Genomic DNA, 22,566 nt, shown 5'->3' with positions numbered 1-22,566 from the left:
GGCGGCGGACGCCACGGCGGGCAGCACCGTCCGGACCCGCCACCCGGTGCCGGCGGGGCCGGCGTCCAACCGGCCGCCGAGCACCTCGACCCGTTCCCGCATACCGGTGAGGCCGTGCCCGCCGCCGGGTGGCACCGCCGTCGGCGCCCAGCCCCGCCCGTCGTCGGCCACCTCCCAGTGGACGGCGTCGTCGACCACCGACACGGTCAACCGCGCCCGCGCGGACGTTCCGGCGTGTTTCACCACGTTGGTCAGCGCCTCCTGGGTCAACCGCAGCACCGCCAGCCCGCGTACCGCGTCGAGGGTGCCCACCGCCGGGGCGACGTCCGCCGCCACCGTCACCCCGGCCTGCCGGGCCCGGTCGACCGCCGCCCCGAGCGCGGCCGGCAGCGCCGACGGCTCGATCGCGGTCAACGTCGCGTCGCCGTGCGCCACGTCCGGATCGCGCAGCACCGCGACCAGCCCGCGCAGGTCCGCCAGCGCCGCCGTCCCGGTGGCGTGCACGTCGTCGAAGACGGCACCGACCCGGGGGTCGAGGTCGGTGAGGACGTGCCGGGCGACGCCGACGCGCAGCACCATCGAGGCCACGTGGTGGGCGACCACGTCGTGCAGCTCCCGGGCGATGGCGCTGCGTTCGTCGGCGCGCGCCGCCCGCTGCTCCGACTCGCGGTGCAGGTGCTCGGCCCGGTCCCGTTCGTCGGCCTGCCGGCCGAGTTCCCGGTTGGTCCGCACCACGGTGCCGATCAGCAGCGGCAGGCCGACGTCCACCAGCAGCCCGAACACCGTGCCGGTGACCCCCCGGCCGGTGTGCCCGGACGGGTCGAACGCCGCGACCACGGTCAACCCCACGGCCGCCCACCAGCCGGTGCGGGGACGCCGGGACCGCATGGTCACCTCGAGCAGCGCCCAGCTCGCCCCGACCTGGTTGATCGTGGTGTCGTCGAGGACGACGATCGCGGCGACCAGCAGGGCGGTCTGCGCCGTCAGGTTGAGCAGCGGCCGGCGGTGGGCCAGCAACGCGACGGCGAAGGCGACCACCGCGAGCGCCCACTGCGGGCCCGTCGGCGGCTGACCGGTCTTGGTGCCGAAGAGGAGGTAGCACAGGCCGCTGAGGTCGAGCAGGACCATCCGCACCAGCGTGTCCCGCGTGTCGAACAGTCGTCCCAGCCAACCCACGTCGGTCAGCCTACGGACCGCAGGGCCGGCGCAGGACCCGCCGGGTGGGTGGTGGTCACGCGGCCAGCGCCAGTTCCGGGCGACGCCGCCGGGACGCCACCACCGCCGTCACGGCGAGCGCGGTCGCGGCCACCAGGGCGGCCAGCGCGGCGAGCGTGGTCAGGTCCGGCCGCAGCAGCGGCTGCCCGCGCAGCGCCTGCCAGGTCAGCAGCAGCGTGAGTACGCCGTACCCGGTGCCCGCGACGGCCAGCAGCCGGACCCGGTCGGCCTCGTCGAGCCAGCGGCCCAGGTAGCGGCGCAGGAGGAAGGCCAGGATCGGCAGCGCCTGCATGGCGTGCAGCCCGACGAAGTGCCCGATCCGCAGGTCGCCCCCGGTGGTGCTCCAGCCGACGACGGGCAGCCCCGGCCCGCCGTCGGGCACCCCGACGCTGTGCGCCCCGGTGATCCCGGCGTCGGCCGACGCCTGTCCGGGCTGGGTCATCGGCACCGCCACCAGCATGCCCAGCGCGGACAGGCCGAGCCCGAACCCCATCGCCCACCGGGTGGCCCGGTCCCCGGCCCGCCGCACCAGCAGGGTGACCGCGACGACGACGTGCGCGACGAACAGCACCATGACGGCCGCGCCCATCACCTGCCAGAGCGCGGCGTTGAGCGGGCTGGTCTCGTTGTAGTGGCTGGTCGTGCCGCGCAGCACCTGCCCGACGATCACCGCCATCTCGATCAGGGCCGTGGCCACCACCACGCTGCCGGCCCACTCCCCGACCCGGCTGCGGCGGGGCAGTTGGGCCAGCATCCAGGCGAGGGTGGCCCCGTAGAGCACGAAGGACACCGAGAACTTGAACGGCTTGAGCCAGATCGGCGCGCCGGTGAGCACCCGTGGATCGGCGAGCAGGCCGACGGCCGTGACCACGGCGAGCACCGCCATGGCGGCGCTGAGCAGAACCAGGGGGCGGTGCCGTCGGGTCGCCCGGGACATCACGTCAGTCATGCCTGTAGACGTTCGCCGGTCGGCGGCCCGACCGCGTCCGACCGGGAGCCCCGGTCGTGGCCCCGGGTCGGAGGTCGGCTCCTCCCCAGGGTGGAGGCGGGCCGCCGCCCGATTGACGGCATCGAGAACGGTCAGTACCGTGGGAGGGAAAGCGCTTACCTGCTCGAACTGACTGGTCAGCGCCTCGGGAGCGGCCCCGGTCGTCCCGACGGCAACACCTCGCGTCCGACGATCCGGGCTGGTCCGGCGCGAGCGGTCCCTCCCGTGACGGGCCTGTAGGGCGGGCCCGCCTGCCCCGCCCCCGCCGGGCACCGGCGTCGCCGGTCCCCCGCGCGGGCTCCCTCACCACATCCACAGGAGAGAACCATGATCCTTCGCCAGCGCCGCACGGCGTGGTGGATCTCCGCGGTCGCCGCGACGGCGCTCACCACGGCCGGCACGGTGGTCACCGCGAACGCGGCCCAGGCCGCCGCCGGCTGCCGGGTCGACTACGCGGTGGCCAGCCAGTGGTCCGGCGGCTTCACCGCGAGCGTCACCCTCACCAACCTCGGTGACCCGATCAGCTCCTGGGCGGCCACCTGGTCGTTCACCGCCGGCCAGCGCGTCGACCAGGGCTGGAACGCCACGTTCAGCCAGAGCGGCAGCACCGTCAGCGCGGCGAACGCCGACTACAACGGCGCCGTCGGCACCAACGGCACGGTCACGTTCGGCTTCAACGGCACCTGGACCGGCAGCAACCCGACCCCGACGGGTTTCGCGGTCAACGGGGTGGCCTGCACCGGCGGCACCACCCCCACCACCGCGCCCCCGACGACCGCACCACCCACCACCGCACCGCCCACCACCCCACCCCCGACCACCCCGCCACCCACCACGCCCCCGCCGACCACCCCGCCGCCCACGACCCCGCCGCCGAGCGGCAGCACCCTGTACGTGGCGACCAACGGCAGCGCCGGTGCGGCCGGCACCCAGGCGAACCCGACCACCCTCGCCTCGGCCATCACCCGGGTCACCGCCGGCGGGACGATCTACGTCCGCGCCGGGACCTACAACCTGGCGCAGACCGTCACCATCGAACCCGGCAACAACGGCACCGCCAGCGCGCGCAAGAAGCTGTTCGCCTACCCGGGTGAGAAGCCGGTGCTGAACTTCTCGGCGATGAGTGAGGACCCGGCCAACCGGGGGCTCGCCCTCAACGGGTCGTACTGGCACGTCCAGGGCCTGATCGTGGAGCGGGCCGGCGACAACGGGATCTTCGTCGGCGGCAGCAACAACATCATCGAGCGGACGGTGACCCGGTTCAACCGGGACAGCGGGCTCCAGCTCTCCCGGATCGCCTCCAGCACCCCCCGCGACCAGTGGCCGTCGAACAACCTGGTGCTCAGCGCCGAGTCACACGACAACGCCGACTCCGACGGTGAGGACGCCGACGGCTTCGCCGCGAAACTCACCGTCGGCACCGGCAACATCTTCCGGTACGCGGTGTCCCACAACAACATCGACGACGGGTGGGACCTCTACACCAAGACCGACACCGGCCCGATCGGCCCGGTGACCATCGAGGACTCCCTGGCCTACAACAACGGGACGCTCAGCAACGGCACCCAGAACGGCAACGGTGACCGCAACGGCTACAAGCTCGGCGGCGAGGACATCGGGGTCAACCACATCGTGCGGCGCAACATCGCCTTCCGCAACGGCAAGCACGGCTTCACCTACAACCGCAACCTCGGCACGATGACGGTCTCGAACAACCTCGGCATCGACAACACCGAGCGCAACTTCTCGTTCGACGGCGGCAGCTCGGTGTTCCGGAACAACACCTCGTGCCGCAGCGGCAGCGGGTCCAACGACAAGATCGTCGGCAACAGCGACAGCTCCAACCAGTTCTGGAACGGCAGCAACGGCTCGCGTTGCGCGTCGTACACCGGGGCCATCGGGTGGTCCTTCGCCTCCGACGGGCGGCTCGTGGTGACCCTCGGCGGCCGGCAGGTCACCCTGTAACCGCCCTTTCTCGGGGTGGTGGCCCGGCCGGTCGGACCGGCCGGGCCACCCCTGAAGGCAACTCATGGTCAGCGCGGGGTGAGGCCGACCAGCGTGGCCAGTCGCGCGACGCCGGCCACCGTCGGTCGCCCCCGGGCCAGTTCGGCGATCACCGTACGGGCCACCGGTCGGCACCGCACCTCGGCCGGCGCGATGCCGTCCGCCTCGATCAGCACCCGACCCGCCCCGAACAGGTCGCCGACCTGGAGGTACGCCCGCGCGGCATCGACCAGACCGGCAGCGCGGTACTCGGCCGGCAGGAGCCGCCAGCCCTCCCGACGGACCACCTGCTCGTGCCGGTGGACCGCCTCGCCGGCGTCGCCCACCTCGATCGCCACCACCATCCGGGCCAGCTCGACGGCGACCGGCCCGAAACCACCGTGGTGCGGGTCGTCGCCGGCCCCGACCCGGGCGGCGATACCGGCGGCCAGGTCGATCAACTCGTCGGCCCGGCGGGGGTCACCGTGCTCGGCAGCGGCCAGAGCGGCCTGGAGCAGCAACGTCCCGCAGAGCGCCTGCCGTGCCGCCGGGGCGTCGCGTACCGGCCTCGGGGCGACCCGGCGCGCGGCCGTCACCGTCACCGCGAGCGCCAACCGCCCACGGCCCAGCGCACGCAGCGCCTGCCCGACCGCCACCGCCGCCGTCCCGGCCAGCGCGGGGTCGTCGCCGGCCACGGCCACCGCCCGGTCGGCGGCCAACCACCCGAGGTCGGCCTCACCGAGCTTCACCAGCACCGCCGAGGTGATCCGGTACGTCTGCACCAGCAGTTCCGCCGCTCCCCCGGGTGCTGTCGCGTGCCGGCTGCTGGTGGCGTCGAGCAACCCCGGCAGCGCCCGCACCACCTGCGCGTAGTGCCCGTGCTGGTAGGTCAGCCAGGCGTGTGCGACGTGCCGTTCCAGGACCGCCGACGGCACCACGGCCGCCGTGTGGTCGTAGCGGGCGAGGGCGGCGCGCAGCCCGTCCACCCCGTCCAGCTCGGCGATCCGGCCCGACGACGGCAGCCGGGTGCCGAGCAGCAGCGCCGGATCGACCCGCAGCACCTCGGCGATCTCCTGGATCACCGAGTACCGGTCCAGCGTGCGGACCCCACGTTCGACCTTGTCCACCCAACTCTTCGACTTGCCGAGCCGGTCGGCGAAGACCTGCTGGCTCATCCGACGGCGCACCCGCCAGCGCGCCACCCGCCGCCCGACCGGAAGGTCGTCAGCGCCCACGCCGCCACCGCCGATCCGGCACGGCGCGCGTCGTGTCCTCGACGGGTATCCGCTCCGCCTCGGCCTGCGCGAGAATGCGACGCTTGGCGGCCTCGTGCTCGGCGGCCTCGGCCTGCTCTCCCCGACTCGCGATCCGCTCGTTCCCCTGCTCACGCATATCCGCCTCCGTCGACACTCCGGGGGCCTTCGCCGGCTCCCCTGATGGGCTCAGCGAAGTCGACTGCTGGCCGACCGACCAGATGACGAGCCGTGTGCGCGATTGCGCCGCCCCTACCCAGGGTTGCGTGGGCTTGCGTGGGTCCCTGTCACGCCAGTTCTCCCTCTACGCTCGTCGCTGGTAGTAGCCAGTCGACTCCCGGGGGTAGATGAATGGCGCGGTCGGTAACGAACAAGGCTCTTGATGCCCTGCTGTTCGCCGCTGGCTACGGCAATGCGCATGCCGCATTCGCCCGCCAGGTCAACCACGCGGGCCGGGCTCAGGGCATCTGGCGTTACGACGCGGCCAGCGTCTACTGGTGGCTTCGTGGACGTCGGCCAGCTGAGCACGTGCAGATCGCGATGGCGGAGACGATCGCCCGGAAGCTCGGCCGTCCCGTGGAGATTTCGGAACTCGGATTCGTCGGCACCGATCTCGCGGATGCCGCCTATCCCTCGACTGCCGGCGGTGCCATCGATGCTGCCGGACGGCTCTGGACGCTCCTCGCCCATCGGGTCAACTCACCGATCGGAGGGGTGTTCCACAGCGGAGCGGCGCTACAGGCCGCGTTCGCCTGGCGGTACGACCTTCCCGACCCACAGGTGACCCGCGATGGGCGACCGTCGTTGACGGCGGCCGACATTCAACCGCTGCACCTCCTCGCCGGACACTTCGCCGACCTCGATCGACGCCACGGCGGCGGCTCCCCGCACACCCGCGCACTCATGGCCGATCTCCTCGCCCGGCAGGTAATTCCCATGTTGCATGGCGCCTATGCAGATGCTGTCGGGCGTGATCTCATGCGCGCCACCGCGGCGCTCTGCGGCCAGCTCGCCTTCATGTCCTACGACGCAGGTGAACACGGCATCGCTCAGCATCACGTCACCATCGCGCTACGACTCGCCAAGGCCGCAGATGACCGCCTCTACGGTGCACATCTCCTGGCAAACCTCGCCACTCAGGCCTCTTATCTCGGGAGTACCCGGGACGCCGCCCGACTCGCGGAGGCAGCCGTCGAGGGGGCAGGCCGCGCCCCCGCTGCGGTCCGAGCCCGGCTCTACACCACGGCAGCCAGCGCATACGGCCGTTCCGGGGAGAGACGCGCCTGTCGAGCAGCGCTCGCCAAGGCAGAGCGGGCTGTCGATCGGATGCGGAAGGACGAGAGCCCACAATGGGTGAGCTACTTCAGCCCGGCCCACCTCGCGGGTGCCACCCTGAAGTGCCTCAGCGACCTACGCCTGCACCGGCAAGCACTACGGCACGCATCCGACGCGATCACCCTCGCCAGCCCGAATGCCCGGACGCGCGCATTACACAGCGCCCTGATCGCGCTGACCCATGCTCAGGCCGGAGACATCGAAGCAGCCTGTACCTGGGGCCGGGAGGCCGCACGACACGCGTCGCAGGTTAGCTCTGCCCGGGTGACGCAGCGCGTCCAGGAACTCACCGCCGTGTTGAACCCCCACCGAGCGATGGCCGACGTCCACGACCTCCTCAGCACGCTCGCACCCGTACCGTCATCGCGCCCGCACCCGGGGCCGTTGAAGTAACGCAAGCTCGCATCGACACCTCCGGCTAACGTCACACACGTGACGTGGACGGAGCCCAGCACCTGGTATGCGAACCTGCCCGCCTTCCATGCCGCCACGGCCGCCTTCATCACCGACGCGGTGGGCGATGTGCTCCTCGTCAAGCCCACCTACCGCGATCACTGGGCCTTCCCGGGCGGGTACGTGGAACAGGACGAGTACCCGCACCAGGCATGCGCCCGCGAAGCCCGGGAAGAACTCGGCATCGCCGTGGCGGTGGGTGAGCTACTTGTCGTGGACTGGGCACCCCCGGCCGGGCAACGGCCGCGTGCCCTCGTCCACTTCACCTTCGACTGTGGGACCGTCACCCGACACGACGGTTTCACCCTGCCGAGGCAGGAGATCGAAGACGCTGGTTTCTTCGCACCTGACGAAGCCCAACAACGCCTTCCCGGCAACGTCGCCCCACGGGTGGGTGCCGCGATTCGCGCACGAACCCGTCGTACCCCGATCTACCTCGCCGACGGCGGAACCGCTGCACGGCAATGCCGGCAGGATTGATCTACCCGAGACCTTCCCGACCTTTTCCTGCCTGCTGTGGGCCGGCGTGAGCGGCCGGGTCTGGAGCCTCATCGTGGCTTCCGCCGCGTTCAGAGGGCCACGATCGCCGCCGTCTCCGCCGGCAGCTCGACCCGGTCGCGCATCACCGTGACCCCCTCCCCGGTGGTGAGCAGCACCCGACGCGCTACCCCGGGCAGGGTGACCCGCTGCCGTCGGCCGGCGAGGTTCGCCACCACCAGGCACTCGCCCCGGCGCATCACCAGGAACTCGTCGCCGTGGCGTACCTCCACCCGGTGCAGGCGGGGGTCGGACAGGTCGGCCCGGCTCTTGCGCAACGCGATCAGCCGTCGGTAGAAGTCGTACATCTCGCGGTGTTCGGGTTTGTCCAGCTCGGCCCAGTCGAGCCGGGAGCGTAGGAAGGTCTGCGGGTCCTGCGGGTCGGGCACCTCGCCGGGCGGCCAACCGTGCGCGGCGAACTCCCGCCGCCGGCCGGTCGCCACCGCCGCCGCCAGCTCCGGCTCCGGGTGGCTGGTGAAGAACTGCCACGGGGTGCTGGCCGCCCACTCCTCCCCCATGAACAGCATCGGGGTGAAGGGCGCGGTCAGCAGCAGCATCGCCCCGACCCGCAGCAACGCGGGCGACAACCCGGCGGAGATCCGGTCACCGGTGGCGCGGTTGCCGACCTGGTCGTGATTTTGCAGGTAGGCCACGAACCGGTGGCCGGGGACGGTGTGCCGGTCCACCGGGCGGCCGTGGGTGCGGTTGCGGAAGCTGGACCAGGTGCCGGCGTGGAAGAACGCGCCGGTCAGCACGTCGGCCAGGCACTCCAGCGAGCCGAAGTCGCCGTAGTAGCCCTGCCGCTCCCCGGTGAGCAGGGTGTGCAGGGCGTGGTGGGCGTCGTCGTTCCACTGGGCGTGCAGCCCGTAGCCGCCGGCCTCCCGGGCGGTGATCAGCCGGGGGTCGTTGAGGTCGGACTCGGCGATCAGCGACAGCGGCCGGCCCAGGTGGGTGGCGAGCGCCTCCACCTCGACCGCCAGCTCCTCCAGCACGTGGGTGGCCCGGGAGTCGGGCATCGCGTGCACGGCGTCGAGCCGCAGTCCGTCGACGTGGTAGTCGCGCAACCACATCAGCACCGAGTCGATGATGTAGCGGCGCACCCCGTCGGAGTGCGGGCCGTCCAGGTTGACCGTGCGACCCCACGGGTTGCTCTGCCCGCTCAGGTACGGCGCGAAGCTCGGCGCGTAGGCCCCGGAGGGCCCGAAATGGTTGTAGACGACGTCGAGGATCACCCCCAGGCCCTTGGCGTGGGCGGCGTCGACGAGCCGTTTCAGCCCGTCCGGCCCGCCGTAGGGTTCGTGCGGGGCGAACCAGCAGACCCCGTCGTAGCCCCAGTTGTGCTCGCCGTTGAAGGCGTTCACCGGGAGCAGCTCGATCAGGTCGACGCCGAGGTCGACCAGGTGGTCGAGGCGGTCGATCGCCGCGTCGAAGGTGCCCTCCGGGGTGAACGTGCCGATGTGCAGCTCGTAGAGGATGCTGCCGGACAGTTGCCGGCCGGTCCAGCCCTGGTCGGTCCAGTCGAAGGCGGCGTGGTCGTAGCGCCGGCTCGGCCCGTGCACCCCGGCCGGCTGCCACGCCGAGCGCGGGTCGGGCAGCGGGGTGTCCTCGTCGTCCAGCAGGAACGCGTAGTCGGTGCCGGGGCCGGCGTCGGGCACCTCGACCCGCCACCATCCGTCCGGCCCGGCCCGCATGTCGTGGTCGGCGACGCCGGGACGACGCAGCCGGATCCGGGCGACGTCGGGCGCCCAGACGGTGAACTCGGTCATGCGGCAGCCTCCACGGAGTCGGTGGGAGCCAGGGCGGTGGGCGCGAGGAGAGCGACGGGGTAGGTGCTCAGCAGATCATGAAGGAGCAGCTCAGACCCACTGTAGACCTGTCCGGTGAACACGTCGGTAACACTGTTGCCGGGCATCGACAGGCGGGTGTCGCGCCAGCCGCCGTCGCGGGCCAGCCCCACCGGCAGCCGGGTGGCCACCGCGACCGCGCCACCCCGGTCGAAGGCGACCACGTGCGCGGCGGCCGGCCCGTGCGCGGCCACCGGCCGGTAGCCGGCGAACAGCTCCGGGTGGTCGCGGCGCAGCCGCAGCGTGCGGGAGACCACCAGCAGCTTGGCCGCGCCGTCGGCGGCCACCGCCGGCTGCCAGCCGGCATCGAGCCGGGCCAGCAGCTCCCGGCGTACGGCGAAGTCGACCGGACGGCGGTTGTCGGGGTCGACCAGGGAGTTCTCCCACAGCTCGGTGCCCTGGTAGGTGTCGGGCACCCCGGGCATGGCGAGCTGCACCAGCTTCTGCCCGAGCGCGTTGGACCAGCCGGCCGGGGTGATCCGGTCGGCGAACGCGGTGATCTCGGCGTGCAGTTGCGGGTCGTCGTACATCCGGTCGACCAGGGCGTGCAGGTCGTGCTCGAAGGTCGGGTCGGGGTCGGCCCAGCTCGTCGAGACCGACGCCTCCCGGGCGGCCTTCTCCACGTACGCGTGCAGCCGTTCCCGGTCGATCGGCCAGGCGCCCACGGCGGTCTGCCACAGCAGGTGGGCGAAGGCCGGATCGGCCAGCGGCGCGCGGGCGGTCCAGTCGCCGACCTGCTCCGCCCAGCGGGCCGGCAGCTCGGCGAGCACGGCGAGCCGGGCCCGGACGTCCTCGCCGCGCTTGGTGTCATGGGTGGACAGCGTGGTCATGCCGGTCGGCCAGCGGACCTGCCGGGCGGCGGCGAACCGGTGGAACTCGGCCGGCGGCACCCCGAAGTGGGCGGGCGAGCCGCCGACCTCGTTCAGCGCCACGAACCGGCTCCACCGGTAGTAGGCGGTGTCCTCCACCCCCTTGGCCATGACCGCGCCGGTGAGCTGCGGGAACCGGGCGGCCAGCTCGTGCTCGGGGCGGCGTAACAGCGCGGTCACCGCGTCGAGGGTGGCGGTGAGGTCGGGTCGGCGGCGACCCGCCTCGGCGCGGGCAGCGGCCAGGTGCCGGGCCCCGTGCGGCGGGTAGCCCCGGTAGACCGGGAAGCAGGCGGCCAGCTCCGCCAGGGCCGCCCGGGTGGCGTCCCGGTCGAGGTCGGGGGCGAGGGCGGCGAGCCGGCCCAGCTCGGCGGCGAGCAGCCGGGTGGCGGCCTCCAGCTTGGTGGCGTGGGTGAGGTCCTGCCAGGAGGTGTGGTGACCGGTGAGCCGGGCGTCGAGGGCGGTGAAGTCGCCCTCCACGCGCCCGTCGACGAACAGCCCGCAGACGGCGGCCAGCGCGTCGTAGCCGGTGGTGCCGTCGACCGGCCAGTCGGGCAGCTCCTCGCCGTACTCCAGGATCTTCTCCACCACCAGCCAGGCGTGCGGGGCGGCGGCGCGCAACCGGGCCAGGTAGCCGGCCGGGTCGCGCAGGCCGTCGGGGTGGTCGACCCGGATGCCGTCGACCTCACCGGCGGCGACCCAGCGCAGCACCTCGGCGTGGGTGGCGTCGAAGACCGCCGGGTCCTCCACCCGCAGCCCGGCCAGGTCGGACACGGCGAAGAACCGGCGGTACGTCAGCTCGCTGTCGCCGCGCCGCCAGGAGACGAGCTGGTAGTGCTGCCGGTCGTGCACCTGGCGGGGGCTGCCCGTGCCGGTGCCGTCGGCGACCGGGAACCGGTGCTCGTGGTAGCGCAGCTCCCCGTCGACCAGCTTGAGGTCGTCGAGCGCGTCGGGGGTGTCGGCGAGCACCGGCAGCAGCAGCCGGCCCCGGTCCCAGTCGATGTCGAACCAGTCGGCGTACGCCGACGCCCGGCCCCGGCGCAGCACGTCCCACCAGGCCGGATTGGCGGCCGGCTGGGCGACCCCGGCGTGGTTGGGCACGATGTCGACGACCAGGCCCAGCCCGGCCGCCCGCAACGCCCGGACCAGCCGCTGCCGGCCGGCCTCTCCGCCCAGCTCCGGGTTGACCGCGCGGTGGTCGACCACGTCGTAGCCGTGCGCGGAGCCGGGGGTCGCGGTGAGCAGCGGGGCGCTGTAGAGGTGGGTGACGCCCAGCGCGGCGAGCCAGTCGGCCAGCCCGGCGGTGGTGTCGAGATCGAACCCGGGTCGGACCTGGACGCGGTAGGTCGACCCGACCGTCGCCGTCGGGTCGGGTCGGGGCTCTGCGGGCATGTCAGACCGTCCTCTCCAGGACCACCAGGGAGCGGTCCGGCACGCCGACCGTGCCGCCCGCCTCGACCACCGTCGGCTTCTCCGGTTCCGGTTCCGCGGTGCTGATCACCAACTCCCAGCGCTGGCCGAACTCCGCGCCGGGCAGGGTGAAGTCCAGCGGCGCGTCGTGGGCGTTGAAGCAGAGCACGAACGAGGCGTCGCGGTGCCGCTGGCCGTACTGGCCGCGTTCGGGGATGCCGTCGCCGTTGACGAACAGGGCCACCGACCGGCCGAAGTCGTTGCCCCAGTCCTCGCCGGTCATCTCCCGGCCGTCGGGGGTGTACCAGGCCAGGTCGGGCAGCCCCGCCTCGGCGTTGCGGCCCCCCACCGGCAGGCCGGTGAAGAACCGGCGGCGGCGGAACACCTGGTGCCGGTTGCGGAAGTCGGTGAGCCGCCGGACGAAGTCGAGCAGCTCGTCGTCGGCGTGTTCCCAGTCGACCCAGGCCAGTTCGCTGTCCTGGCAGTAGGCGTTGTTGTTGCCGCGTTGGGTGCGGCCCAGCTCGTCGCCGTGGCCGATCATCGGCACGCCCTGGGAGAGCATCAGGGTGGCCAGGAAGTTGCGCCGTTGCCGGGCCCGCAGGGCGGTGACGCCCGGGTCGTCGGTCTCCCCTTCGACGCCACAGTTCCACGACCGGTTGTGGCCCTCGCCGTCCCGGTTCTCCTCGCCGTTGGCCTCGTTGTGCTTGTCGTTGTACGACACCAGGTCGTTGAGGGTGAAACCGTCGTGGCAGGTGACGAAGTTGATGCTGTGGAAGGGGCGGCGGCCGTCGTCCTGGTAGAGGTCGGCGGAGCCGGAGATGCGGGACGCGAACTCGGCCAGGGTGGCCGGCTCGCCGCGCCAGAAGTCGCGGACCGTGTCGCGGTACTTGCCGTTCCACTCCGTCCACAGGGGTGGGAAGTTGCCGACCTGGTAGCCGCCGGGGCCGACGTCCCACGGTTCGGCGATCAGCTTCACCTGGCTGACCACCGGGTCCTGCTGCACCACCTCGAAGAACGTGGACAGCCGGTCCACCTCGTAGAACTCCCGGGCCAGGGTGGCGGCGAGGTCGAAGCGGAACCCGTCGACGTGCATCTCGGTCACCCAGTAGCGCAACGAATCCATGATCAGTTGGAGCGAGTGCGGGCTGCGTACGTTGAGGCTGTTGCCGGTGCCGGTGTAGTCGACGAAGTAGCGTCTGTCCTCTTCGGACAACCGGTAGTAGCTGGGGGCGTCGACGCCCTTGAAGCTCAGCGTCGGGCCGAGGTGGTTGCCCTCGGCGGTGTGGTTGTAGACCACGTCGAGGATGACCTCGATGCCGGCGGCGTGCAGCGCCTTGACCATGCCCCGGAACTCCTGCACCTGCTGGCCGAGCCGGCCCAGCGCCGAGTAGCCGTGGTGCGGGGCGAAGAAGCCGATGCTGTTGTAGCCCCAGTAGTTGCGCATGCCCAGGTCGGCGAGCCGGTGGTCGTGCACGAACTCGTGCACCGGCATCAGCTCGACGGCGGTCACCCCGAGCTGTCGGAAGTAGTCGATCATCACCGGGGAGGCGATCGCCGCGTAGGTGCCGCGCAGCTCCTCCGGGATGCCGGGGTGGCGCATGGTCAGCCCGCGCACGTGCGCCTCGTAGATCACCGAGTGGTGGTAGGGGGTACGCGGCGGCCGGTCGTTGCCCCAGTCGAAGTACGGGTTCACCACCACCGACTTGGGCATGAACGGGGCCGAGTCGGTCTGCGACATCCGGTCCGGGTCGCCGCCCAGCTCGTAGTCGTAGACCGCCGGGTCCCAGGTGACCTCCCCGTCGACCGCCTTGGCGTACGGGTCGAGCAGCAGCTTGTGCGGGTTGCACCGGACCCCGTTGGCCGGGTCGTACGGGCCGTGCACCCGGTAGCCGTACCGCTGGCCCGGCTCGATCCCGGGGATGTACGCGTGCCAGACGTACGCGTCGACCTCACGCAGCTCGACCCGGCGCTCGGCGCCGGTGTCCCACTCGTCGAACAGGCACAACTCGATCTTCTCGGCGACCTCCGAGAAGATCGCGAAGTTGGTGCCCATCCCGTCATAGGTGGCGCCCAGGGGGTAACGCTCACCCGGCCAGACCTGCATGTCGCTCCTTCGGCCCATGATCATGAGCACACCGGCCGGGTCGGAGACCGCCGGTGCGCACGCCGCTAATGCCCCGCGCCCGGTCCGGCCAATCCACCCGTTCGGACGGCGCCCGACATCCACCCGTCCGAGGGGTCACGTACCGTCGGGTGTCGTCCGTCACGATAGGCCCTTTCGAGATGCGCCGGGCCGCGTGATGCCCTTTGCTTGACGCGGACGCGCCCGCGCGGGTGGGTCCGCCTCGGCCCTCGGCCACCCCTCACCACCGCCACCGTCACCGCCGCCACCGATGCCGGCGCGACCCTGCGTGCATGGACGGAGACTGATGTGACCACCCTGCGGGTCAGCGACCAGCTCGCGACCGCTGTGGACCGGACCTGCCGGCCCACCCCCACCTCCCGGCCCCAGATCCCCCAGCAGAGCAACGGCTCCGGCGTGCCCCCGCGCACCCGGCGCATCCTGATGCTCTCCTGGGAGTACCCGCCGGTGCTGGTGGGCGGGCTCGGCCGGCACGTGCACGCCCTGTCGGTGGCCCTGGCCGCCGCCGGGCACGAGGTCACCGTCGTCACCCGGCACACCGACGGCGCGCCGCTGGAGGAGTACGCCGACGGCGTGCGGATCGTCCGGGCCGCCGAGGACCCGGTGACCTTCCCGCTGGCCACCGACTCGTTGCTGGCCTGGACGATGGCGTTCAACCACACCCTGACCCGGGCCGCGCTGCGGGCCGCCGAGTCCGGCGCGTACGACGTGATCCACGCCCACGACTGGCTGGTCGCGCACACCGCCATGACGCTGCGCGCGCACCTGGACGTGCCGCTGGTCAGCACCATCCACGCCACCGAGGCCGGCCGGCACCAGGGCTGGCTGCCGGGCGAGATGAACCGCACCATCCACGGGGTGGAGCAGTGGCTGGCCGCCGAGTCCGGCCGGGTGATCGTCTGCTCCGGCTACATGCGCGACGAGGTGAACGCGCTGTTCGACGTGCCGATCGGCCGGGTCGACGTGGTGCCCAACGGGGTCGAGCCGCACCGCTGGAAGGTGCCGGCCTCGGCGGTCACCTCGGCCCGCGCCCGGTTCGCCGGGGACGGGCCGCTGGTCACCTTCGCCGGCCGGCTGGTCTACGAGAAGGGCGTCCAGCACCTGCTCGCCGGCCTGCCCCGGCTGCGCGAGCGGCACCCCGGCCTGCGCGCGGTGATCGTCGGCGACGGGCCGTACAAGGCTCAACTGGAGGCCGAGGTGCACCGGCTCGGGCTGGGCGGCACGGTCGCCATGCCGGGCTTCCTCGGCGGCACCGACCTGCCGGCCGTGATGGCCGCCTCGGACTGCTTCGCGGTGCCCAGCATCTACGAGCCGTTCGGGATGGTCGCCCTGGAGGGGGCGGCGGCCGGCGCGCCGCTCGCGGTCGCCGAGACCGGTGGGCTGGCCGAGATCGTCGAGCCGGGGGTGACCGGGGTGACCTTCGCCCCGGAGGACCCGGCCGACCTCACCGAGGCCGTGCACGCGCTGCTGTCCGACCGGGAACGCGCCCGGGTGCTCGCCCGCCGGGCCCGCGCCATGGTCCACGAGCAGTACGGCTGGTCGGCGATCGCCCAGCGCACCGCGACGGCGTACGCCTCGGCGATCGCCGGGGACGCCGCGTTCACCGCGCAGCGCGCCGAGCAGCGGATGGCCACCGGCCGGGTCACCGCCCCGATCCCGGCGGGCAACCTGCTCGTCGCCGCCGGCCTGCGCTGAGCCCGCAGTGTCCACGACGAAGGCCGCCGACCCGTCGAGGGTCGGCGGCCTTCGTGCGTGACCGGGAGGGTCAGCGCTGCCCGATCGCGGTGAACTCCCGCTCGGGCGCACCGGTGTAGATCTGCCGGGGCCGGCCGATCTTCGTCTCCGGGTCGCTGATCATCTCGCGCCACTGGGCGATCCAGCCGGGCAGCCGGCCGAGCGCGAACAGCACCGTGAACATCTTGGTGGGGAAGCCCATGGCCTTGTAGATCAGGCCGGTGTAGAAGTCCACGTTCGGGTAGAGCCGGCGGGACACGAAGAAGTCGTCGGCGAGCGCGATCTCCTCCAGCTGCATGGCCAGGTCCAGCAGCGGGTCCGGCTTGGCCATCCGGTTGAGCACGTCCTGGGCGGCCTTCTTGACGATGGCGGCCCGTGGGTCGTAGTTCTTGTAGACCCGGTGGCCGAAGCCCATCAGCTTCACGCCGTCCTGTTTGTCCTTGACCTTGCGGACGAAGGACGCGACGTCGCCGCCGTCGGCCTCGATCTTCTCCAGCATCTCCAGCACGGCCTGGTTCGCCCCGCCGTGCAGCGGGCCGAACAGGGCGTTCACCCCGGCCGAGACCGAGGCGAAGAGGTTGGCGTTGCTGGAGCCGACCAGCCGGACGGTGGAGGTCGAGCAGTTCTGCTCGTGGTCGGCGTGCAGGACGAACAGCATGTCCAGCACCCGGGCCACCACCGGGTCGACCTCGTACGGCTCGGCGGGCACGCCGAAGGTCATCCGCAGGAAGTTGTCCACGTAGCCCAGCGAGTTGTCCGGGTACAGCAGCGGCTGACCGATGGACTTCTTGTAGGCGTACGAGGCGATGGTGGGGACCTTCGCCATCAGCCGGACCGTCGACATCTCCACGTGCTCGGAGTCGAACGGGTCCAGGCTGTCCTGGTAGAAGGTGGAGATGGCGCTGACCGCCGAGGACAGCACGGCCATCGGGTGGGCGTCCCGGGGGAAGCCGTCGAAGAACCGGCGCATCTCCTCGTGCAGCAGGGAGTGCCGCCGGATCCGCTCGCTGAACTCGGTCAGTTGCTGCTGGGTCGGCAGCTCACCGTAGATGAGCAGGTACGAGACCTCCAGGAAGGAGGACTTCTCGGCCAGCTGATCGATCGGGTAGCCGCGGTACCGCAGGATGCCCGCGTCACCGTCGATGTAGGTGATCGCGGAAGAGCAGGAGGCGGTGTTCACGAAACCGGGGTCGTATGTTGTCATCCCGGTTTCCTTGAGCAACTTACTGACCCCGATGCCCGCAGGGCCCTCGACCGCGCCCTGCACCGGCATCGAAAGCTGCCCACCGGGGTGGTCGAGCTTGACTTCCGTCATGTGGTTCCTCGCTTCGCCGGCGAATCTTCGTTGAATTGCCTTCGCTTTTACCGTAATCGCGGTCGCGGGGATACCGCCCGCCGTGGTTCTGCGGTGAGGTATGCGTCACCCGTTTCCCGACCCGGCGGCGCGGAAACCCGTCCCGGCGCGAGCGGGTCACCCGCGACCGGACGCCCGGAACGGCACGGTGGAAAGCGGCGAAAGCCGACTAAAGCTCAGGAGAGGGTCAACCGGCGCAATGCGCCGTCGGTGCCCACCCGGTAGATGTCCAACCGGTTCGCCCCGGCCCGGAACAGATGGTCGTCGGCGAGGAACGCGGCGAAGCGGCGACCCCCCTGATCCTTCGGCACCACCGGGACGACCGCGCCGACCCGGCCGTTGACCGCGACCGCGAGCAGCGTGCCGTCCGGCACCTGCCGGGGCACGGTGCCCCACACCAGGGCCGGCAGCTCCCCCGACCCCGGATCGACGTGGTCGAACGCGCCCAGGTGCGCCACCGAGGCGGTGCCACCCGACGGCTTCTCCCCCACCGTCGTGCCCACCAGCGGATGCGGGGCGGGCGGGGCGGGCCGGGCCGGCACCCCGCCGGGCAGGACCACCCGCTCACCGGGCCGGTCGTAGAAGTACTTCTCGGTCCGCTCCCGGGGCGGCTGCTTCGCCGAGCGCCCGTCGAGCCGCCACGGGACCCGCACGTGCACCTCGTCGGCGATGGTGGGCAGCAGGTCCACGTGCTCCCAGTTGCGGTCGTCGACCCGGCCGGCGCGCTGGCCGGGCTCCTTGACGAACAGCGGCACCCAGGCCACCTCGCCGGGCGCGTGCGTGATCGCGTCCAACCCCCGGCCCTGCCAGTCCCGGGTGAAACTCACCCCGTGGTCGGCGGTGAGCACGATAAGCGATTTGTCGTACAGGCCGGTGGCGCGCAGCGTGCGCAGCGTCTCGCCGAGCAGCCGGTCGGTGTACCGCAGCTGGGCCAGGTGCCGGGCCCGGGCCAGGTCGACCCACCCCGCCCCGTCGTTGGGCAGGTCGTCCGGCGCGTCGTAACGCGCCCCGGACGGCAGGTACGCCCACGGCGGGTGCGGCATCAGCAGGTGCAGGAAGTGCAGGGTCGGCCGGTCGGCCGGGCGCAGGCCGGCCAGGAAGCTGGTGAACCGGGCCGGCTGGTTGTCGTTCAGGCTGTCCCAGCGGAACTTCGGGTCGGCCGGGACCGGTTCGGCGGCGTCCAGGCCCACCTCGGCGGCGGTCTGCTCCCGGTACGACTCCTGCGGGTCGATGCGGCTGTCCACCGGGGCGGCGATCCGGCCCAGCAGCGCGCCGCTCTCCCGCACCAGCACGCCGAGCCCCTGCTCCGGGGCGACCGGCTGGTCACAGCGGCTGGGCGGGCAGAGCCGGGTGATGCTCTCCTGCGCGCGGATGTCGTACAGGCCGCCGAGGGCGGTGAAGAGGTTGTCCGGGTACTGCGAGTAGTGCGGGGCGGACGGGGTCGACGGGTACCGACCGGTGAGCATCGCCGGCAGCGCGTACGGCGTCCACCCGCTGACCCCGGTGGCGTTGCGGTACCAGGTCGAGCCACCGGCCAGCTCGGCGAAGTTCGGGTAGCGGGTCGCGTCGATCCGCCCGTCCGGGCCAAGCAGCGACACCAGCGGCAACTCGTCCAGGACGATCATGACGACCGGCGGGTGCGAGCCCGGCCCGGCCACCCCGGCGGCACCCTCGTGCGCCCGGGGCAGCACCACCGCCGAAGCCGGCGAGGCGAACAGGAACAACCCGACGAAGACGAGCGGCCCGAGGGCGGCCACCCGCAGCACCCGGCCGAGCACCGACCAGCGCCGGTACGCCGCCGCCCCGCCCGCCCCGACCAGCGCCGCCACCACCAGCAGCGGTACGCCCCGCAGTGGTGTCGCCTGCCGGCCCACCTGCACCGCCAACGCGGCCAGCAGCAGCCCGACGACCACCGTGTGGACGCCGGCCCGGACCCGGACCCCGGCCAGCCGGGTCGCCGCCCCGAGCAGCACCACGGCGGCACCGGGCACCAGCGCGACCAGCGCCACCAACGCGAGGACGTCCCCGCCGGTGGCCCGGTGGAACAGGAAGAAGTCGGGGCTGCGCCCGAGCACGTCGAGCAGGGGCTGGGTGACCACCAGACCGACCAGGGCCACCACCTCGCCCGCCCGGCGCAGCTCCACCCGCCAGCCGGCCGGGGTGGACGTCCCGTCCGGGACCGGCGGCGCGACGGGTGCCGGCCGCCGGACCGCGGTGCCGGTCGGGGCCGGCTCAGCCACCCGCCACCGCCTGGTAGAGCGTCCGGGTGCCGCAGGGCAGTTCCAGTTGCCGCTCGACGCGGCAGCGGGCGGCGAGCAGCCGGGCGAACTCCTCGCGGTGGTAGTCGGGGAAGAGGCCGGCGGGTTTGTTCGCCAACAGCCGCCGCGCCATCGGGTCCTGCGGGTGGACGAACTCCACCACCAGCCGTCCGCCGGGCCGGACGTAGCCGACCAACTGCTCTACCACCTCAGCCAGTGGCACGTTGCGGCCGATCGCCAGGTGGTGCACCACGGCGAGGGCGAGCACCACGTCGGCGTGGGCGCGGTCGGCGAACCCGGCCCGTTCCACCCCCCGCCAGCCGCCGCCGGGCGACGGGTCGGCGAGGTCCATCACCAGCGGCAGGATGCGCTGGTCGCCCTCGGCGCGCAGCGCCCGGTAGAGGGCGTCCACCACGGCCGGGTCCTGCTCGACGGCGACCACCTGGGCGGCGTGCCGGGCGGCGATCCGCGCGTACCGGCCGTCGTTCGCGCCGAGGTCGAGCACGAGCCCGGCGTCGACGCCCGCCACCGCCGCCTCGACGAAACCCTCCTTGGCCGCCCGGTCCGCCGTGCTGTAGCCGCAGGTGCGCTGGTAGTCGATCCAATGACCGCCGCCGACCCGACGGTCCAGCCGGCGGACCAACCGCGCCAACCGGCGTACGGTGGCCAGCGCCAGGTCCCGGGAGTAGCCGGCGTCGCGGAGTTGGGCGGCGACGGCGCTGCTGCTGGCCCCGGCGTTGCGGGCCTGCATCGCGCCGTGCAGGTGCACGTGCGTCGGCACCCCGGGCAGCAGCCGGCGGACGCCCCGGAACAGCGGGCGCAGCTGGTCCGGTTCGATGCCGTCGACCCGGGCCCGCAGCCAGGGCTGGAAGTCCACGCCCAGGTGGGCCTGGAGCAGCAGCGGGTAGAGCAGGGTCTGGCAGAACTGCCGGTAGCCGGCCCACGGCTCGCCCTCGGTCAGCGGCACGAACGAGCCGACGTCGATGAAGACCGGTGAGGCGCCGCGCCACTGGAGGTTGTAGGCCGACCCGTCCTTGGTGGTGAACCCCGCCTCGAGGGCCCGACGCAGGATCTCCAGGTGCAGCAGGGCGGCGTCCCGCAACATGCCGAACGACCACTCGTAGGGGTGCGAGACGAACGGGATGCGCTCGTGACGCAACACCGTCGTCCACCCGGTGTGCGGCAGCGTCGCCGGGTCGACCGGGGTGGTGCCGCAGACCTTGCCCTCGGCGAGCAGCGCGGCGAAGAACTCGCTGCCGGCGAGCGCCCGCCAGTCGGCGGCGCCCTGCGGGCCGAGGCCGCGCAGCACCTGGTCACCCAGGTGGAAGACCCGGTTGGCGGGGTCGCGGAAGGAACCGGGTTCCGGCCGGATACGCAGGTCGGCGGCGGTCATCGGTACGCCACCGGTCAGTTGCCGGCGGGCTGGCGCGGCTGCCGCTCGGTCCCGGCGGGCTGGCCGACCTCGGCGGGTTCCGTGGGCTGGCGGCGGAACCGGGCCGCCACCCGCCGCCAGTACAGTTTCGCGGCGACCGCTGCGCCCGCTGTTCCGCCGACCACCGCCTGCACGATCAGACTGCCGGATCCCGCGTCCAGGTAGGCCAGGTGCATCATCGGCCCGCTCCCCTTCCCTCGCCGTCATGGACCGCCGACAGGCGCACCCGATGGGGCATTTGCACCTGAAAGACGGATTGCTCCCCTGACACCGTACGTCGTCCGGTCCTACCGCGAGGTGCACATGGTTTCCTCGGCCCGGTCCGTTCCGTTCAAGACCCCCGGGTGGACGCCGCCCTACCCTGGCCACATGACGCCCCGCTTCGATCTCATCGGCACCGCGGTCACCGACATGGCCCGCACCCTGGACTTCTACCGCCGGCTCGGGCTGGACATCCCCGCCGGGGCCGACCACGAGGACCACGTCGAGGTCACCCTGCCCGGTGGGCTGCGGCTGGCCTGGGACACCGTGACGATGCTGCGGAGCTTCCACCCCGACTGGACGCCGCCCAGCGGCAGCCCGCGCGCCAGCCTCGCCTTCCTGTGCGCCGACCCGGCAGAGGTGGACCGGTACTGGACCGCGCTCACCGAGGCGGGTTTCCACGGCGAGGTCGCCCCGTGGGACGCGTTCTGGGGTCAGCGGTACGCCATCCTGCACGACCCGGACGGCAACGGCGTGGACCTGTTCGCGCCCCTCGACGCCGCTCCCGACCGGAGCTGACCCACCGGCCCCACCGCACCCCCGCCCACAGGAAGCTCCGCCCCGGAGCAGGGCAGGCCAAGTACAGGCAGGCGTAAGCAGGGCAGGAGCAAGCAGGGGCAGGAGTATGCGGTGCGGGTCCTTTCGAGCTGATGACGCTTACGGTTCACCTCGGCCGGGCCTCCGTTCGACGCCGGTGCGCCCGGTTCGAGCCGTCCGGGCGGGACGCCGACACCTCCGTGGGGCTCTCCGCCGTCTGGTCGAGGTGCCGGCGGTGGGGGGGCCAGGTGGGTCCGGCGGATTCGGCGACGGCGGCCGGGGAGCGGTCCGGTCCCGCCGCACCCGAGGGCCTCGGGAAGGCCGGCTTCCGAGTTCCCGCCGAGCGGCGACGTGACCCGGCCGGACGACGGACCCGGGAGACACCCGGACCCCTGGCCGGCCCGGACGACGATCGCCGGGATGCCGCGCCAACCGAACGGGTGCGGCGGCAGGTCGACGGCTACCACCTGCCGGCGGCCCGGCAGGTGAGTCGTCGACGTCATCAGCTCGAAAGGACCCGCACCACATGTCCTCGACCAGCCACGGCGGCGGTGCCGCGGGGCGGGCGGGCGGTGCCGCGAATCGGCAGGGCGGTGCTGCGGGGCGGGCGGTGCAGCGAGTCGGCAGGGCGGTGCCGCGGGGCGGGCGGACGAACGGCCGGTCGGGTGCGTCCACGGTCGGGTGCCGGCCGGTCAGCATGCCTCCGGGGCACCCGGTGGCCCGACCGGACCGTGGGAGAGCCCGACGACGGGCCGCCGGAAAGACGCACGGCCCGGGGCGCGGGACCGGCGACCCGGACCCGCCACGGCCGTCAGCGGGCGAGCAGGGTGGTCGGTGGGACGCCGGCCAGGTCCCGGACGTCGCGGGTGAGGTGGGCCTGGTCGGCGTAGCCGGCGCGGGCGGCCACCTCGGCCAGTCCGACGCCGCGCCGGGCCAGCGCCAGGGCGCGGTGCAGCCGCAGAG

Annotated in this window: 17 protein-coding genes; 5 read left to right on the top strand and 12 right to left on the bottom strand. The window is 72.9% G+C overall.

The window, feature by feature from the left end; all coding sequences use genetic code 11:
* A partial coding sequence (locus tag H1A17_RS28100; protein WP_194823299.1) for a histidine kinase occupies positions 1-1,176 on the bottom strand: 1,176 nt, incomplete at its 3' end.
* A 55-nt stretch (positions 1,177-1,231) separates the two neighbouring features.
* Positions 1,232-2,164, bottom strand: a complete 933-nt coding sequence (locus H1A17_RS28095) for a hypothetical protein (protein ID WP_194823298.1) — start codon at positions 2,162-2,164, stop codon at positions 1,232-1,234.
* 366 nt (positions 2,165-2,530) lie between these two features.
* On the opposite strand from H1A17_RS28095, the gene H1A17_RS28090 reads away from it, so the two are divergent.
* Entirely contained in the window at positions 2,531-4,168 is a 1,638-nt protein-coding gene (locus tag H1A17_RS28090; RefSeq protein WP_194823297.1) for a cellulose-binding domain-containing protein, read from the top strand.
* A 68-nt stretch (positions 4,169-4,236) separates the two neighbouring features.
* On the opposite strand, the gene H1A17_RS28085 is transcribed toward H1A17_RS28090, so the two are convergent.
* Together H1A17_RS28085 and H1A17_RS28080 are read right to left on the bottom strand one after the other, a co-directional pair.
* A complete protein-coding gene (locus H1A17_RS28085) occupies positions 4,237-5,421 on the bottom strand; it encodes a helix-turn-helix domain-containing protein (RefSeq protein ID WP_194823296.1) in 1,185 nt (394 codons plus the stop codon).
* Positions 5,411-5,578 carry a hypothetical protein gene (locus tag H1A17_RS28080; RefSeq protein WP_168222510.1) on the bottom strand — a complete coding sequence of 56 codons (168 nt, stop codon included), beginning with the start codon at positions 5,576-5,578 and terminating at the stop codon, positions 5,411-5,413. The genes H1A17_RS28085 and H1A17_RS28080 overlap by 11 nt, the downstream gene beginning before the upstream one ends.
* Before the next feature lie 212 nt (positions 5,579-5,790).
* Here H1A17_RS28080 and H1A17_RS28075 point away from each other — a divergent pair, with 212 nt between their 5' ends.
* Positions 5,791-7,167 (top strand): hypothetical protein, encoded by a 1,377-nt coding sequence (locus H1A17_RS28075; protein ID WP_145920357.1) that lies wholly within the window; start codon positions 5,791-5,793, stop codon positions 7,165-7,167.
* A 39-nt stretch (positions 7,168-7,206) separates the two neighbouring features.
* Positions 7,207-7,707: an NUDIX hydrolase gene (locus H1A17_RS28070; RefSeq protein WP_088645251.1), complete on the top strand. Its 501-nt coding sequence runs from the start codon at positions 7,207-7,209 to the stop codon at positions 7,705-7,707.
* An 89-nt stretch (positions 7,708-7,796) separates the two neighbouring features.
* On the opposite strand, the gene treZ is transcribed toward H1A17_RS28070, so the two are convergent.
* From treZ to glgX, 3 genes are read right to left on the bottom strand one after another with little or no spacing between them, the layout of a single operon-like run.
* Entirely contained in the window at positions 7,797-9,530 is a 1,734-nt protein-coding gene (gene treZ, locus H1A17_RS28065; RefSeq protein WP_194823295.1) for a malto-oligosyltrehalose trehalohydrolase, read from the bottom strand.
* Positions 9,527-11,866: a malto-oligosyltrehalose synthase gene (gene treY / locus H1A17_RS28060; RefSeq protein WP_194823294.1), complete on the bottom strand. Its 2,340-nt coding sequence runs from the start codon at positions 11,864-11,866 to the stop codon at positions 9,527-9,529. Before treY ends, treZ begins: the two co-directional genes overlap by 4 nt.
* Position 11,867: 1 nt before the next feature.
* The gene (glgX, locus tag H1A17_RS28055) at positions 11,868-13,988 is read right to left on the bottom strand and encodes a glycogen debranching protein GlgX (RefSeq protein ID WP_194823293.1); all 2,121 of its coding nucleotides are present in this window, start codon (positions 13,986-13,988) and stop codon (positions 11,868-11,870) included.
* Positions 13,989-14,315: 327 nt separating this feature from the next.
* Between glgX and H1A17_RS28050 the strand changes: the two genes are divergently transcribed.
* Positions 14,316-15,722: a glycosyltransferase family 4 protein gene (locus H1A17_RS28050; protein ID WP_194823292.1), complete on the top strand. Its 1,407-nt coding sequence runs from the start codon at positions 14,316-14,318 to the stop codon at positions 15,720-15,722.
* A gap of 70 nt (positions 15,723-15,792) precedes the next feature.
* Here the strand turns inward: H1A17_RS28050 and H1A17_RS28045 are convergent, their stop codons facing one another.
* The 4 genes from H1A17_RS28045 to H1A17_RS28030 all read right to left on the bottom strand — a co-directional run bounded on the left by H1A17_RS28045 (position 15,793) and on the right by H1A17_RS28030 (position 20,984).
* A complete protein-coding gene (locus H1A17_RS28045) occupies positions 15,793-17,076 on the bottom strand; it encodes a citrate synthase (protein WP_145920362.1) in 1,284 nt (427 codons plus the stop codon).
* Positions 17,077-17,291: 215 nt separating this feature from the next.
* Positions 17,292-19,355, bottom strand: a complete 2,064-nt coding sequence (locus H1A17_RS28040; RefSeq protein WP_194823291.1) for a sulfatase-like hydrolase/transferase — start codon at positions 19,353-19,355, stop codon at positions 17,292-17,294.
* Positions 19,348-20,766, bottom strand: a complete 1,419-nt coding sequence (locus tag H1A17_RS28035; RefSeq protein WP_194823290.1) for a bifunctional 2-polyprenyl-6-hydroxyphenol methylase/3-demethylubiquinol 3-O-methyltransferase UbiG — start codon at positions 20,764-20,766, stop codon at positions 19,348-19,350. The genes H1A17_RS28040 and H1A17_RS28035 overlap by 8 nt, the downstream gene beginning before the upstream one ends.
* 14 nt (positions 20,767-20,780) lie before the next feature.
* The gene (locus tag H1A17_RS28030) at positions 20,781-20,984 is read right to left on the bottom strand and encodes a hypothetical protein (protein ID WP_145920365.1); all 204 of its coding nucleotides are present in this window, start codon (positions 20,982-20,984) and stop codon (positions 20,781-20,783) included.
* A 190-nt stretch (positions 20,985-21,174) separates the two neighbouring features.
* Here H1A17_RS28030 and H1A17_RS28025 point away from each other — a divergent pair, with 190 nt between their 5' ends.
* Positions 21,175-21,585, top strand: a complete 411-nt coding sequence (locus H1A17_RS28025) for a VOC family protein (RefSeq protein WP_145920366.1) — start codon at positions 21,175-21,177, stop codon at positions 21,583-21,585.
* 829 nt (positions 21,586-22,414) lie between these two features.
* On the opposite strand, the gene H1A17_RS28020 is transcribed toward H1A17_RS28025, so the two are convergent.
* Positions 22,415-22,558: a helix-turn-helix domain-containing protein gene (locus H1A17_RS28020; RefSeq protein ID WP_375372839.1), complete on the bottom strand. Its 144-nt coding sequence runs from the start codon at positions 22,556-22,558 to the stop codon at positions 22,415-22,417.
* Positions 22,559-22,566 lie beyond the last annotated feature (8 nt).

The sequence above is a fragment of the Micromonospora sp. S-DT3-3-22 genome (genome assembly GCF_015354745.1).
Taxonomy (GTDB): Bacteria; Actinomycetota; Actinomycetes; order Mycobacteriales; family Micromonosporaceae; genus Micromonospora; species Micromonospora wenchangensis.
This window is presented reverse-complemented; position numbering and strand designations above follow the sequence as displayed.